Source organism: Flavobacterium sp. 38 (genome assembly GCF_057799715.1).
Genome location: NZ_JBYNWZ010000001.1, coordinates 495,537 through 509,373, shown reverse-complemented (window position 1 = coordinate 509,373; position 13,837 = coordinate 495,537). Strand labels below are relative to the sequence as shown.

The window sequence follows — 13,837 nt, the reverse complement described above, 5'->3', positions numbered from 1 at the left end:
TGTTGTCTAAAAAAATTATTACAATGAAAAAGTTTATTTTATCCTTAGTACTCATGGCTGTAACAACAAGTTACAGCCAAGAGTTAAACCTACCAGTGTTTACCCAGTATTTAGCTGATAACCCTTTTATTCTTTCCCCTGCTTATGCTGGTATCGGAGATAACCTCCGTATTAGAGCCAATGGTTTAACGCAGTGGGTCGGAATTAAAGATGCGCCAGATAACCAATCATTGTATGCAGATTTTCGTGTTCTTGATCGTTCAGGAGTTGGATTGTCATTGTATAATGACAGCAACGGAAATACAAGACAGACAGGAGCCAAAATCTCTTTTGCTCACCACTTGATTTTAGATTATCGTACAGAACAATATTTATCTTTTGGTATCTCGTACAACTTTAATAGTTTCCGAATTGAAACTGGAAACTTTAATGACGGAAGCAATGGAAATCCGCCAATTGGAGGACAACAGCCAACAGATAACCGTTACAGTGCTAACAATAACTTTGATGTCAGTGCTTTATATCGTAACAGAGGCTTTTACTTTAGTTTCAATGCCAACAACGTATTGAAAAAGAATATCAGTTTGGAAAGAGTAAACGAACCAGATCTTTTATCCAACTTTCAAGTGTATTCAGGATTCACTTTTAAAGATGGAGAAAATAGACGTATAGAATACGAACCATCGGTTTTCTTACAATACTTTGCAAGTGACCAGCGTTCTACAACCGATTTTAACTTCAAATACAGACGTTATAACCGTTACGAAGATTACTATTGGATTGGAGTTTCTTACCGTTTCTTAAACGACCAGTTCCCAAAACCTTTGGCTATGGGGCCAATGGCTGGTTTTATGAAATCTAAATTCTATTTTGCATACTCTTATCAGCTTATGTTTAATGGTCTTGGATCTTATAATTCAGGAACACACTCCATCACAATCGGATTCGACTTCTTGCAATCAATCAGTAACTGTCCTTGTACGCAAAGTCCGGTTCACGATTAAGCAATTAATTTTTATCATTTTTAAGAATTAATTTGTTTGTTTTCATAATTTACAACGTTTTCGTTTTTATTGCTCGATTATTTTTGCTTTTTTGAAATTTAGACTACTGTAAAAGTTCTATATTTGTTATTCTTTCAAAAAATTAAAAAATTTAGCAGATGAAAACTTTAAACGATTTCGATTTTAAAAATAAAAAAGCAATTATCCGTGTTGACTTCAACGTGCCATTGGATGAAAATTTTAATGTAACAGATACTACACGTATTGAAGCAGCTAAGCCAACTATTGATGCTATTTTAGCACAAGGCGGAAGTGTGATTTTAATGTCTCACTTAGGAAGACCAAAAGGAGCAGAAGAGAAATACTCTCTAAAACATATCTTAAAAACAGCTTCTGATATTTTAGGAGTTCAAGTAAAATTTGCTGAAAACTGTGTTGGAGAACCAGCTCAAACTGCAGCAAAAGATTTAAAACCAGGCGAAGTTCTTTTATTAGAAAATTTACGTTTTCATGCTGAAGAAGAAGCTGGAGATGTAGCTTTCGCTAAAGAATTAGCTTCTCTTGGAGATATTTATGTAAACGATGCATTTGGTACAGCTCACAGAGCGCACGCATCTACTACAATTATTGCACAATTTTTTCCAAACGATAAAACTTTCGGAACATTATTGGCAAAAGAAATTGACAGTTTAAATAAAGTTCTTAAAAACAGTGAAAAACCTGTAACAGCAGTTCTTGGAGGATCTAAAGTTTCTTCTAAAATCACGGTTATCGAAAATATCTTAGATAAAGTAGATCACATGATTATTGGAGGAGGTATGACTTTTACTTTCATTAAAGCACAAGGCGGAAAAATCGGTGAGTCTATCTGCGAAGATGACAAATTAGATTTAGCTCTTGAGATTTTAAGATTAGCTAAAGAAAAAAATGTTCAGGTTCATATTCCTGTTGATGTTATTGCTGCAGACGATTTCTCAAATACTGCTAATACTCAGGTTGTAGATGTAACTGCAATTCCTGATGGATGGCAAGGTTTAGATGCAGGTCCAAAATCTTTAGAGAACTTCAAAAAAGTAATTTTAGGTTCAAAAACGATTCTTTGGAATGGTCCATTAGGAGTTTTTGAAATGGAAACTTTCTCTAAAGGAACAATTGCATTAGGAGATTATATCGCAGAAGCTACAGAAAATGGAGCATTTTCATTAGTAGGTGGTGGTGATTCTGTTGCAGCAGTAAAACAGTTCGGATTTGAAGACAAAATGAGCTATGTTTCTACTGGTGGTGGGGCAATGCTTGAAATGTTAGAAGGAAGAGTTTTACCTGGAATTGCAGCGATTTTAGACTAAAATATCACAATTAACATTTTTTTAAACACTTTTCTTCAGTAAAGGGCTTAGATTTGCAAAAATACAACTCTTGTAATTGTTTGAATTACAGAATTTTAAAATAATGTTATATGATTGTAAAGAAAATATCCTTAGTGGTGACCGCTTTGTTTTCTATGTCGATGTTCGCGCAGGAATCTGCAGAGTTCTCGAAAGAAATAAAGCAAGACATTAAGTTGTCGTATTTAGATTCTATTAAAAGCACATTCAAAAAAGATCATTTAGCTTCAAAAGTTGACAGTCTTTGGATGAACGAATTAGTAAGTCTAGATATTTATGATGATCTGACCAAAGACATTCAAACCATTAACAAGGACGTTACTGTTGATGAAGAACTTCCAACCGAATTGCTAAAACAGCGTTTGGCGGCGATGAATCAGAAATCACCATTTGAGATAGAATACAATCAAGGATTAGAAAATGTAATAAAGTCATTTCTTAAGAACCGTAAAAAATCGTTTTCTCGATTAATGGCTTTATCAGAATATTATTTCCCAATATTCGAGGATGCTTTTGCCAAACAAAACGTTCCTTTGGAAATAAAATATTTAGCCGTTGTAGAATCTGCTTTAAATCCTAAAGCAGTTTCTAAAATGGGCGCCACGGGTCTTTGGCAGTTTATGTACGGAACCGGAAAACAATACGCTTTAAAAATCGATTCTTATATCGACGAAAGAAGTGACCCTCTTAAAGCTACAGCCGCAGCTTCAGAATACATGAGCAAAATGTTCAATATTTTTGGCGACTGGGAGCTGGTTTTAGCTTCTTACAACTCAGGTCCAGGAAATGTTACCAAAGCTATTCGTCGTTCTGGCGGAAAAACAAAATACTGGGACATCAGAAATTATCTTCCAAAAGAAACACAAGGTTACGTTCCAGCTTTCTTAGCAACAATGTATCTTTTTGAATATCATAAAGAACACGGAATTAACCCAGAAAGAGCGGTTGTGAAAAACTTTGAAACCGATACAGTTTGTGTAAAAAATCAAATGTCTTTCAAACAGATTGCTGATTTGTTAGACATGCCACAATCTCAAATAAAACTTTTAAATCCTTCTTATAAAAGAGAGGTTGTGCCTTTCTATCAAGGAGAGCAGCATTTTATTAGACTTCCAAAAGACAAAGTAGCGACATTCGTTTCAAACGAAGAGCAGATTTATGCTTACGTTAATTATGATACAAATTTCAGATCGACTTCATCTAGATTAGCAGTTAAATATGCTCCAAAAGCGAAAGTGGCTAAACCTGCTGTAGCAAAACCTGCAACAATTGATAATGGCGATTTCGAATTTTATAAAGTTAGAAAAGGAGACAATTTAGGAGCAATTGCTGCAAAGTATGATGTAAGCATTAGCGAAATTAAAAAATGGAATAATCTAAAAACAAATGTTGTTGCAATAGGCAGAAGTTTAAAGATTAAATCTGATGAACCTTCGGCTATTAAAGCAAATGCATCTATAGATAAAAAGGAAGAAGCAATTGCATCTGCTGATGAAAAAGATAAGCCAGCAGCTGTTGATATGGACTATATTGTAGTAGCTGGAGACAATTTAGGAAGCATTGCAAAGAAATTCGGTACGACTATTGCGGAGTTAAAAGAACTTAACAATTTAACTTCAAATAACATTGGTTTAGGAAAAACATTGATTATTTCTAAAGCAGCGATAGTTATAGAAGAGCCAACTTCAACAGCAATTGCATCAAACTCGGTTGATTCATTCAAGAAAAAAGCAGCTTCTAAAAACGTTAGTGAAGATTATTACGTTAAGAAAGGAGATTCTTTATACAGCATTTCTAAAAAATATCCTGGAGTAACAATTTCAGATATTAAAAAATGGAATGGTATTAAAGATGAAGATATTAAACCGGGAATGAAACTTAAAATAAACGGATAATAGAATAATCTTATTAAATTTGGGTTTTATTTCATAAATTAAAAAAATGAATAAAACCCATTTTTTATTGCTATTAGTCCCATTTTTCCTGACTTCTTGTTTCAAAAGCGAAAAGCAAAGCGAAACTGTTTCAGGAAAAACCAATACCATTTCAGTCATTGTTGACGACCAGTTGTGGTATGGAGAAGTAGGCGACAGCATCAGAAATAAATTTGCTTCACCTGTTCTTGGACTTACCCAAGAAGAACCGCTTTTTACCATAAATCAGTACCCTGCAAGATTGCTTGAAGGTTTTGTGACCGATAGTAGAAGCATTATTGTGGTTAAAAAAGCCGCCACAGAAAAGTTCGAAATCATTCGAAGCAAAACTTTACCTCACAATACTTTTCGCATTTACGGCAAATCTGTAGACGATATTACCTGCAGTCTAGAATTGAATGCCCCGCAAATAATAAAAATTATTCGTGATGCCGAAATTCAGAAAATTCAGGAAGATAATAGTGCTTCATTGCTAAATAAAGCCATTATCAAAAATAAATTTCATATCAATATTCAAATTCCGACAGGATATGAATATATGCTGCACAAAAAGAAATTTATCTGGCTCAAAAAAGAAATCATAAGCGGTAATACCAGTTTATTAATTTACCAGATTCCACTTCGCAATTTCAAAAAGAAAAAAGATGTCGTAAATGCCATCGTAAAAATGCGCGACTCAATCGGTAAATACATTCAAGGAAGAGAACCCAATACACAAATGATTACCAGCGAAGCATACGCGCCATATTTCTCTAAAGTAATGTTGGACAATAAAAACGCATTCGAAACCAAAGGAACTTGGGAATTGAAAAACGATTTTATGACGGGTCCATTTATCAATTACGCCATAATAGACGAAAACTTTAATCGCGTTTTAGTAATAGAAGGATTCTCCTATTCCCCTTCACACCAAGAACGAGATTTAATGCTAAACCTAGAAGCCATCATAAAAACAGTAAAAATCGACAAGAGATAGTTTTTTGTTTCAGGTTTCATGTCTAACGTTTCAAGTTTGATATGCTTTATGTGTTTTACCGCAGAGTTCGCAAAGATATTTTAATTGCGAGATTAAGTAGGTTCTATATATTGAGTTCGCAAAGCTTTGTGAACTTATCATTTTAATGATACCCTCAAAAAAACTTAGCGGTCCTTTGCGAAATTCCTTTGTGCGCTTGGCGTTAAAAAAAACACAAAGCTTTCAAGTTATCAAAAGCTTCGGAGTCAAATACACATACAGCTTTGCGAACTTCGCCTTCTCAAAAACACTCAGCGCTCTTTGCGAATAATCCTCTGCGCCCTCTGCGTTAAAAAACAGGACAAAGCATATCAAGATTCCAATTTATTAAAAGCATCGGGTCAAATACACACAGCTTTGCGAACTTCGCCTTGTCAAAAAAGACTCAGCGCTCTTTGCGAATAATCCTCTGCGCCCTCTGCGTTAAAAAACAGGACAAAGCATATCAAGATTCCAATTTATTAAAAGCATCGGGTCAAATACACACACAGCTTTGCGAACTTCGTCTTCTCAAAAAAGACTCAGCGCCCTTTGCGAATAATCCTTTGCGAACTTTGCGTTAAAATGCACACAATGCATATCAAACTTGAAACATGAAACCTCAAACCTGAAACAAACCAAAAAATTTCGTACTTTTATTCATAACAAACATTAAAACAAATAGTTATGAAAAAATTAACCACAGCATTAGTAATAATAACCATGTGTTTTGTTTCTTGCAAAAAAGAAGTAAAAGACGAAACAGCAACTCCACCAGCAACAGACTCTATTAAAACCGAAGAACCTGTTGCAGAAGCACCACTAGATTCTGCTGCACAAATGAAAGCTTGGCAGGAATATGCAACTCCTGGAAATCCGCATAAATTAATGGCCGATGAGGTTGGAACATGGAACTGCGATATGACTTTTTGGTCAGAACCAAATGGAAAACCAGAAAAAGCAACTTCAACAGCAGATATCAAAATGATTTTAGGAGGACGTTACCAAGAAGCAAATTACAAAGGAACCATGATGGGACAGCCATTTGAAGGCAAAAGTACTCTAGCCTATAATAATGCCAGCAAAGAATACACCACAACATTTATAGACAATATGGGAACCGGAATGATGGTTGCCGTTGGTAAATATGACGAAGCTACAAAAAGCATGGAGCTAAAAGGAGATATGGTAAACCCAATGAACGGTAAAAAAACACCTTACAGAGAAGTGTATACGATTGTAGATCCGAAAACCAGAAAAATGGAAATGTACGATGTCAAAAACGGATCAGAATATAAAAGCATGGAAATTGTTATGACGAAAAAGTAGTTTTTCTAAAAGGGACAAGGTGACAAAGTTGCAAAGGGTTTTGCCACGAAGACACAAAGGCGCAAAGGTCTTTTTAAGTTTTTATTACTAAGATAAAAAATGCAAAGGTGCAATCGCAATTGCACCTTTGCATTTTTTTAATAATCTTTGTGCCTTTGTGTCTTCGTGGCAAAAAACCTTTGTGCCTTCGTGGCAAAATTTAAAGTAGAATGGAATTAAAATGGAAAATTAAGCCTTTTGAGGCATTAACGGTGTTTGAGTTATATGATGTGCTCAGATTGCGAAGCGAGATCTTTGTAGTAGAGCAAAACTGCGTTTATTTGGATCTTGACGATAAAGACAAGAAAGCATTGCATCTTATCGGCGAGTTTGAAGGCAAAATTGTAGCCTATTCACGTTTATTTGATGCAGGAATTAGTTTTGATAACGCCTCAATCGGAAGAGTTACTGTAGACGCCAATTATCGTGATAGAAAATTTGGACATGACTTAATGCGTGAAGCAATTGCCCAAATTAAATCCAATTTCGGAAAAGAGAAAATAACCATTGGAGCACAATTGTATCTGAAGAAATTTTACGAAAGCCACGGTTTCGTTCAAACCAGCGAAATGTATTTAGAAGACGATATTCCGCACATAGAAATGATTAGAGAATAAAAGCTTATGACGCAGTCATAGACAGACTCAGCATTATCTCAGGAGCTTAGCGTCTCAGAACCTTAGAAGCTCCAAATAAAGCTATATCTTAGTAATTACAAACTCCACCCGCCGATCAAAATTATCACCTTTTCCCAAAGGATATTTATTGCCGCAGCCGACATAAGTCATGCGGCTTTTGGATATTTTTTTGGACATTAAATAATGAAAAACAGTTTTGGCGCGATTCCACGAAAGTCTTCTTTCTCTAGTCGCCCGATCAATTCCGTCGCTATAAATTTCGGGCGTGCAACAGACATGCCCACGTATTTCAAAATTTAGATTTCTGTGATTTTGAAGCGTTATGGCAATTTTATCGAGTTCTTTTTTAGAAGTTCCAGTAAGTTTTGCACTTCCAATGTCAAACAGAATAGACTCCATGCAAACCTTATCACCGACTTTTAGATTGTCTTTGAAAGAAGTATGTATTCCTTTTCCGAAACTATTTTTCTTAACGGCGATCAAGTCAACCCGCCGATTCCGTAGACGCGTTTCGTAAAGATTTTCTACCGTATCTGGTTTTACGACAACACGCCCTTTTCCTTCCAAAATGACAATTTTACTCTGATTGAATCCTTTTTTGACCAGCAGATTCTGAATTGTATTCGCCCGATTATTAGATAATCTAAAGTTATACTCATCATTTCCGCGATCATCACAATAGCCATAAATCTGTATAGACTCTATTTTAGCAGTGTCTATGTTCTTTATAAAGTTAGAAACCACATTGATTTGCTGATTGGTCAAATCATATCTGTCAAATTCAAAATAAATCGTTTCAACAGGTTTTTGCTGTGCTTCTGCTGTATAAAATGAAAAAAGAATCAAGGCTAGAGTTATCTTCATTCACTACATTTTTAAAATCGTCTTATATTCTGTTTGGTTATTTAATACACTAACTGCCCTTTTAATTTCTGAATTGTTTTTTAAATAATACTGATACAAACCTTCTTGATATTGATATCTTTTAATCAATTCTTCCAAAATCATGTTTTTGATTTCTTTTTGGTTTTTATCCAGTAAAGTAGTTTCGCTTTTTTCTAAAGCATTCAGTAATTGCTGATATTCGGCAGTAATCGTCTCGTCTATTTTTTCTTTTTTAGCTGCAGCTAAAGTATTTTTCAAAGCCACTTCAGTTTCAGTATCAAAAGTGATTTTATTCGTTTTTAAATATTGTTTGAAGGCTGCATAATCCGCATCAGTAAGTGTTGGAATCTTGTCTCCCAGATTTGGATTTTTATAATAATAAGTTGTTGCATAATCAAAAACCCCATCATTTTTTATCAATGCCGTTGCTATGGCGCTTGTTTTTGCTTCTTCCAATTCGATATCTGGCAAAACACCTCCGCCATCATAAACTGTTCTTCCTTTTCTGGTTTTAAAGGCATTATAGTTTTTAGCATCTGTTTTCTGCGCCACGCCATTTTTGTCTTTGTGCGCATAATCTAAAGCCTGAATGCATCGGCCAGATGGAGTATAATATCTCGAAATGGTCACTTTCAATTGAGTGCCATAAGTAAGATCAACAGAACGCTGTACTAAACCTTTTCCGAAACTTCTGCTTCCTAAAACAACAGCACGGTCCAAATCTTGCAACGCACCAGAAACAATTTCTGAAGCCGAAGCACTTCTTCCGTTTACTAAAATCGCTAGCGGAATTTCAGTATCAATCGGTTCTTTTTGCGTTTTATAAGTATTGTTGTGTTTTTCAATTCGTGATTTAGTCGTTACAATTACTTCATTCTTTGGAACAAACAAATTACAGATATCAATAGCTTCGTTTAGTAAACCACCAGGATTTCCTCTCAAATCCAAAACAATTTGTTTCGCACCGTCAGCTTTTAGTTTTTCTAATGCGTCTTTTACTTCCGCAGAAGCTTTTCTGCTAAAATGCGCCAAAACGATATAACCCGTTTTATCATCAATTTTTCCGTAAAACGGAACCGATTTAATATCTACTTCATCCAAAACCAAAACAGTAGTAAAAGGTTTTCCTTGGCGAAGATATTTAATGTTGATTTTGGTGTTTTTGGTTCCCTTCAATAAAGACGAAGCATCATCTTTAAAATCGGCAATCAGAATGTCTCCAATCTGAATAATTTCGTCACCCGCTTTAAGTCCGGCTTTGTCGGCAGGATAATCTTTATAAGGTTCGCGAACAATCAAGCGGTCTTTTTTTCTAGAAATCAAAGCACCGATTCCAGTATATTCTCCCGTATTATTGATTTTAAAGTTGACAACATCTTGTTCGTTAAAATAAACAGTATACGGATCCAAACTTCCCAACATACTTTTGATTGCTTTATCCATCAAATCACCCGGATTGGTTTCGTCAACATAATTGGTATTTACAGCTTTAAACAAAGTCGTAAAAATCTCGATCTGTTTGGCAATTTCAAAAAAATCTTCTTTAAAACTGGTTCCAACAAACAACATTCCCGCCGCAGCGACTGGTATAATAAATTTCTTTTTGAAATACGGATACATGATTATTCTTTTTTTCTTCTTTTTAATCTTTTTCTAATAAAATAGGCAAATACACAAAATATGATAATAAACGGCCAAACGCTAATTAACCAAATAAAAAAGCCAGACAATTCATTAAATCCAGAATTTACAGCGGTTAACAATTTTGATCCGTACGAAACTTTTACGCTTTGTTTTTCTGCAATAGGTTTGTAAAAATTGATAAAAACTCTGCTCTCTGAAATCCTGCTTTCTAAATATTTTAACTGGCCCTGTTTTGATTCAATTTCTTCTCTTATCTCAGAAATCTGTTTTTCAATTTCTAAAATCTCGCTTACTTTAGTTGCCTTTTTTAAAATCTCTATATAACGTTCTTCTAATTTGCGTTTTGTTTTTAATCTCGAATCAAGATCGATATATTGATCGGTAACATCTTCTGATGAAATTTCTTTTTCATCAAAATAAGAAACACCTTTTGTAATTGATTGTAAAAAAACATCAAAATTCTGACTCGGAACTTTTACAGTTATAGTTCTGTAAAGCGAAATATTGTTTTTGCCTTCAGAGTCAGATTGTATAGTGGCGTTATTTTCTTTAACTGCTTTTTGAATTTGCTGAAATGTTTCTTCAATATCAGCTGTCTCAAATTTTAGATTAGCAGATTTAATAATTTTTTGAGGAATTGTTTGCGGACCGTCTACTGATGCTGGTGCTGACATTGTAATGGCAGAAACCTCGCTGTTATATACTTTTTCATCAGATGCTTTGCTGCAAGCAGATAATGTAATAACTAAAAACAGAAATAAAGAAAAGATATATCGCATAAAATTTCAATTTAGAGCTAAAACTACGATTTTTTTGCCTAACTTGATTAATAATCTTACGTTTTGAAATTTACGATTCGGTTTTTGTTTCAGAATCTAGCGGTTTATTGATTTGAACCGAAAATTTCTCAAACAGCTGAATCATTTTGGTGTTGATTTCTCCGTAAGATAAACGCTCTTTGGTTTGATAAAAAAGCATAATCGAATACGGTTGATCCAGATTATCCAAAAGTAAATGTTTGTTTAATCGATAGGTTTCTCTCAAAACTCTTTTGAAGTAATTTCGATCAACTGCTTTTTTGAAATATTTCTTAGAAACCGAAACGCCAATCTTGGTTTGTTGTTCTGAATTTGCTTCCGCTTGACGGTAAACCAAACGAAGCGGATATTTAGATACCGATTTCCCTTCAGAAAATAATAATCCGATGGTGGTTTTGCTTTTTAAACGCTCGTTTTTAGGGTAAGTAAAGTTCATTTAATTCAGAAAAAATTTGCAAATTTTAGTGCAAAGGTACAATTAAACCAGAAAAACGGTTATTGTTTTCAATTTTTATAAGCCTAAAAATATATTTACTACTTTTGCGCATTAATTTTTGAAGCATGGAAAAAATTATTTCTTATCCCATATCGGTAATTTACTACTTATTATTTGGTTTGTGTTTGGTTGTTTTTCATCCAATTCAGTGGATTTGTTTAAATGTTTTTGGTTACCAGGCTCACAAAAAAAGTGTTGATTATTTAAACTTCTGCCTTTTAACCTGCACTAGGCTGGTTGGAACAAGATATACCATAGAAAACGTAGACACGGTTCCGAAAGGAGTGCCGATTATTTTTGTGGCAAACCACCAAAGTATGTACGATATCGTTACAATGATTTGGTACTTTAGACGTTTTCATTGTAAATTTGTAAGTAAGAAGGAGTTAGGAAGCGGAATTCCGAGTGTTTCTTATAATTTGAAACATGGAGGATCTGTCTTAATTGACCGAAAAGACCCTAAACAAGCGATACCAGTTATCAAAGGCTTGTCTGAATATATCGAAAAAAACACAAGATCGGCCGTTATTTTCCCAGAGGGAACAAGAAGTAAAACGGGAGTACCAAAAGAATTTGCGCAAAGCGGTTTAAAAATTTTATGCAAATATGCACCATCTGCATACGTTGTACCCGTAAGTATCAATAATTCTTGGAAAATGGTAAAATTTGGTTTTTTTCCTGTTGGTTTAGGAAATCATCTGAAGTTTACAGCTCATCCAGCTTTGGCTGTTAAAGATTACAAATTTGAAGAGCTGATGGAGATTACTGAAAAAGCAGTTAAAGAAGGAATAAACGAGTATAAATAGATTTTTGCTTTCGCGAAAGCAAAGGTCCCAAATTAGAAAAGAGTAATGTCTATAAAAAACATTAGATTAGAAGTAATGCAGTTTTTGGAAAAAAACGTGGATAGCTTCGTTGAACAGTATTTAATTCCGGTGGAAAAAATTTGGCAGCCGTCTGATTTCTTACCTAATTCTGAAGGAGAAAACTTCTTTGAAGAGGTAAAAGAATTACGCGAGATTGCTAAAGAACTTCCATACGATTTCTGGGTTACGCTTGTCGGTGATACCATCACAGAAGAAGCGTTGCCAACATATGAGTCTTGGTTAATGGATGTAGAAGGTGTAAACCAAGTAGAAAATGGCGGCAATGGCTGGTCAAAATGGATTCGCCAATGGACAGGAGAAGAAAACCGCCACGGAGATCTTTTGAATAAATACTTGTATTTGTCTGGTCGTGTGAATATGCGTGAAATCGAAATGACAACACAACACTTGATCAACGACGGTTTTGATATTGGAACTGGATCTGACCCATACAAAAACTTTGTATACACTAGTTTCCAAGAATTAGCAACTTATGTTTCGCACAATAGAGTAGCACAAATGGCTAAAAAATTTGGCGATAACAAGTTGTCTAAAATGTGTAAAATGATTGCTGGTGATGAAATGCGTCACCACCATGCTTATAGCGAATTTGTTACTAGAATTTTCCAAGTGGATCCAAGCGAAATGATGTTGGCGTTTCAATACATGATGAAACAGAAAATCGTTATGCCGGCTCATTTTTTAAGAGAATCTGGACAAAAAATCAGTACAGCATTCGAACAGTTCTCTGACTCTGCTCAGCGTATTGGTGTTTACACGGCAAATGACTATGTAGATATCATGCAGAAATTAATCAACAAATGGGAAATTGATAAAGTAACAAACCTAACGGACGAAGCAGAAAAAGCACGTGATTACTTAATGAAATTACCAGCGCGTATGGCTAAAATCTCTGAGAGAATTGTAATTCCTAAAGAATCTCATATCTTTAAATGGGTTGAGCCTGCTAGACTTTAATTAATTTTAGATTATTGATTTCAGATTTTTTGGAATTTGGAATTTAAATTTTGGAATTTCTTCTAAAGCAACAAAGTTGCTTTAGATAGAATTAAAAACATATTTGTTGATTGTTGAGGTTTTTAAAACTTTAGCAATCAACATTTTTTATAAACTGTAAAAACTTCTGTATGAACGCTTCACAATTGATTATTAAAACCATTGCTTTTGTAAAAGAAAAACTAAACGATGCCGAAGGCGGACACGATTGGTTTCACATAGAACGCGTTTATAAAAATGCTATTCTGATTGCGAAAGAAACAGATTGTGATCTTACAGTGGTACAATTGGGCGCTTTATTGCACGACATTGCCGATAGTAAATTTCATAACGGAGATGAAACCATCGGACCAAAAACAGCAAGAGCGTTTTTAGAAACCGAAAATGTTTCTGAGGACATCATTGTTCATGTTGTCAATATCATTGAAAATATCTCTTATAAAGGCGGAAATTTCGAAAGAAAGTTCTCTTCTGTTGAATTAGATGTTGTGCAAGATGCAGACCGCCTAGATGCAATTGGAGCAATTGGCGTTGCAAGAGCGTTCAATTATGGCGGATTCAAAAACCGAGCGTTGTATAATCCGGAAATTGCTCCCATAACTAATATGACAAAAGAGGAGTATAAAAAGAACAACGCCCCAACGATAAATCATTTCTACGAAAAGCTTTTATTGCTAAAAGACAAAATGAATACCCAAAAAGGAAAAGAAATCGCTGCCGAAAGACATCGTTTTATGGAAACATTCCTCGCTCAGTTTTATGCCGAGTGGGAAGGGCTGAAATAGAGT

The 13,837-nt window shown here is 34.6% G+C and carries 13 protein-coding genes; 9 read left to right on the top strand and 4 right to left on the bottom strand.

Features of this window, described 5'->3' with window-relative positions; all coding sequences use genetic code 11:
• The first annotated feature begins 23 nt into the window (after positions 1-23).
• The 6 genes from AC3E9W_RS02200 (at position 24) to AC3E9W_RS02175 (ending at position 7,302) form a co-directional block, all read left to right on the top strand.
• On the top strand, positions 24-1,004 hold the full coding sequence (locus AC3E9W_RS02200) for a PorP/SprF family type IX secretion system membrane protein (RefSeq protein ID WP_306153950.1): 981 nt from the start codon (positions 24-26) through the stop codon (positions 1,002-1,004).
• A gap of 158 nt (positions 1,005-1,162) precedes the next feature.
• Positions 1,163-2,350 carry a phosphoglycerate kinase gene (locus tag AC3E9W_RS02195; protein WP_456891642.1) on the top strand — a complete coding sequence of 396 codons (1,188 nt, stop codon included), beginning with the start codon at positions 1,163-1,165 and terminating at the stop codon, positions 2,348-2,350.
• Between the two features lie 110 nt (positions 2,351-2,460).
• Positions 2,461-4,284 (top strand): LysM peptidoglycan-binding domain-containing protein, encoded by a 1,824-nt coding sequence (locus tag AC3E9W_RS02190; RefSeq protein WP_488766598.1) that lies wholly within the window; start codon positions 2,461-2,463, stop codon positions 4,282-4,284.
• 46 nt (positions 4,285-4,330) lie between these two features.
• Complete coding sequence (locus AC3E9W_RS02185; RefSeq protein ID WP_488766597.1) at positions 4,331-5,299, top strand: DUF4837 family protein; 969 nt, start codon at positions 4,331-4,333, stop codon at positions 5,297-5,299.
• Between the two features lie 705 nt (positions 5,300-6,004).
• Positions 6,005-6,646: a DUF1579 domain-containing protein gene (locus tag AC3E9W_RS02180; protein WP_488766596.1), complete on the top strand. Its 642-nt coding sequence runs from the start codon at positions 6,005-6,007 to the stop codon at positions 6,644-6,646.
• A gap of 209 nt (positions 6,647-6,855) precedes the next feature.
• Positions 6,856-7,302, top strand: coding sequence for a GNAT family N-acetyltransferase (locus tag AC3E9W_RS02175; RefSeq protein ID WP_488766594.1), 447 nt, complete (start codon positions 6,856-6,858; stop codon positions 7,300-7,302).
• Positions 7,303-7,383: 81 nt separating this feature from the next.
• On the opposite strand, the gene AC3E9W_RS02170 is transcribed toward AC3E9W_RS02175, so the two are convergent.
• The 4 genes from AC3E9W_RS02170 to rnpA form a co-directional block, all read right to left on the bottom strand.
• Positions 7,384-8,187: an OmpA family protein gene (locus AC3E9W_RS02170; protein WP_488766592.1), complete on the bottom strand. Its 804-nt coding sequence runs from the start codon at positions 8,185-8,187 to the stop codon at positions 7,384-7,386.
• Between the two features lie 3 nt (positions 8,188-8,190).
• Positions 8,191-9,828 (bottom strand): S41 family peptidase, encoded by a 1,638-nt coding sequence (locus AC3E9W_RS02165; protein ID WP_488766591.1) that lies wholly within the window; start codon positions 9,826-9,828, stop codon positions 8,191-8,193.
• Positions 9,829-9,830: 2 nt separating this feature from the next.
• Positions 9,831-10,631, bottom strand: coding sequence for a DUF4349 domain-containing protein (locus AC3E9W_RS02160; RefSeq protein WP_488766589.1), 801 nt, complete (start codon positions 10,629-10,631; stop codon positions 9,831-9,833).
• A gap of 70 nt (positions 10,632-10,701) precedes the next feature.
• Positions 10,702-11,106 (bottom strand): ribonuclease P protein component, encoded by a 405-nt coding sequence (gene rnpA / locus AC3E9W_RS02155; protein WP_488766587.1) that lies wholly within the window; start codon positions 11,104-11,106, stop codon positions 10,702-10,704.
• Between the two features lie 125 nt (positions 11,107-11,231).
• Between rnpA and AC3E9W_RS02150 the strand changes: the two genes are divergently transcribed.
• From AC3E9W_RS02150 to AC3E9W_RS02140, 3 genes are all read left to right on the top strand, one after another.
• On the top strand, positions 11,232-11,972 hold the full coding sequence (locus AC3E9W_RS02150) for a lysophospholipid acyltransferase family protein (protein WP_306153933.1): 741 nt from the start codon (positions 11,232-11,234) through the stop codon (positions 11,970-11,972).
• A gap of 45 nt (positions 11,973-12,017) precedes the next feature.
• Positions 12,018-13,010: an acyl-ACP desaturase gene (locus AC3E9W_RS02145; protein ID WP_306153931.1), complete on the top strand. Its 993-nt coding sequence runs from the start codon at positions 12,018-12,020 to the stop codon at positions 13,008-13,010.
• A 170-nt stretch (positions 13,011-13,180) separates the two neighbouring features.
• Positions 13,181-13,834 (top strand): HD domain-containing protein, encoded by a 654-nt coding sequence (locus tag AC3E9W_RS02140; protein ID WP_488766584.1) that lies wholly within the window; start codon positions 13,181-13,183, stop codon positions 13,832-13,834.
• The last annotated feature ends 3 nt before the right edge of the window (positions 13,835-13,837 follow it).

Excerpts from the sequence above, each read along its gene's own strand:
- AC3E9W_RS02200 (WP_306153950.1), top strand. The coding sequence starts at position 24 with ATGAAAAAGTTTATTTTATCCTTAGTACTCATGGCTGTAACAACAAGT.
- AC3E9W_RS02195 (WP_456891642.1), top strand. The coding sequence starts at position 1,163 with ATGAAAACTTTAAACGATTTCGATTTTAAAAATAAAAAAGCAATTATC.
- AC3E9W_RS02190 (WP_488766598.1), top strand. The coding sequence starts at position 2,461 with ATGATTGTAAAGAAAATATCCTTAGTGGTGACCGCTTTGTTTTCTATG.
- AC3E9W_RS02185 (WP_488766597.1), top strand. The coding sequence starts at position 4,331 with ATGAATAAAACCCATTTTTTATTGCTATTAGTCCCATTTTTCCTGACT.
- AC3E9W_RS02180 (WP_488766596.1), top strand. The coding sequence starts at position 6,005 with ATGAAAAAATTAACCACAGCATTAGTAATAATAACCATGTGTTTTGTT.
- AC3E9W_RS02175 (WP_488766594.1), top strand. The coding sequence starts at position 6,856 with ATGGAATTAAAATGGAAAATTAAGCCTTTTGAGGCATTAACGGTGTTT.
- AC3E9W_RS02170 (WP_488766592.1), bottom strand. The coding sequence starts at position 8,187 with ATGAAGATAACTCTAGCCTTGATTCTTTTTTCATTTTATACAGCAGAA.
- AC3E9W_RS02165 (WP_488766591.1), bottom strand. The coding sequence starts at position 9,828 with ATGTATCCGTATTTCAAAAAGAAATTTATTATACCAGTCGCTGCGGCG.
- AC3E9W_RS02160 (WP_488766589.1), bottom strand. The coding sequence starts at position 10,631 with ATGCGATATATCTTTTCTTTATTTCTGTTTTTAGTTATTACATTATCT.
- rnpA (WP_488766587.1), bottom strand. The coding sequence starts at position 11,106 with ATGAACTTTACTTACCCTAAAAACGAGCGTTTAAAAAGCAAAACCACC.
- AC3E9W_RS02150 (WP_306153933.1), top strand. The coding sequence starts at position 11,232 with ATGGAAAAAATTATTTCTTATCCCATATCGGTAATTTACTACTTATTA.
- AC3E9W_RS02145 (WP_306153931.1), top strand. The coding sequence starts at position 12,018 with ATGTCTATAAAAAACATTAGATTAGAAGTAATGCAGTTTTTGGAAAAA.
- AC3E9W_RS02140 (WP_488766584.1), top strand. The coding sequence starts at position 13,181 with ATGAACGCTTCACAATTGATTATTAAAACCATTGCTTTTGTAAAAGAA.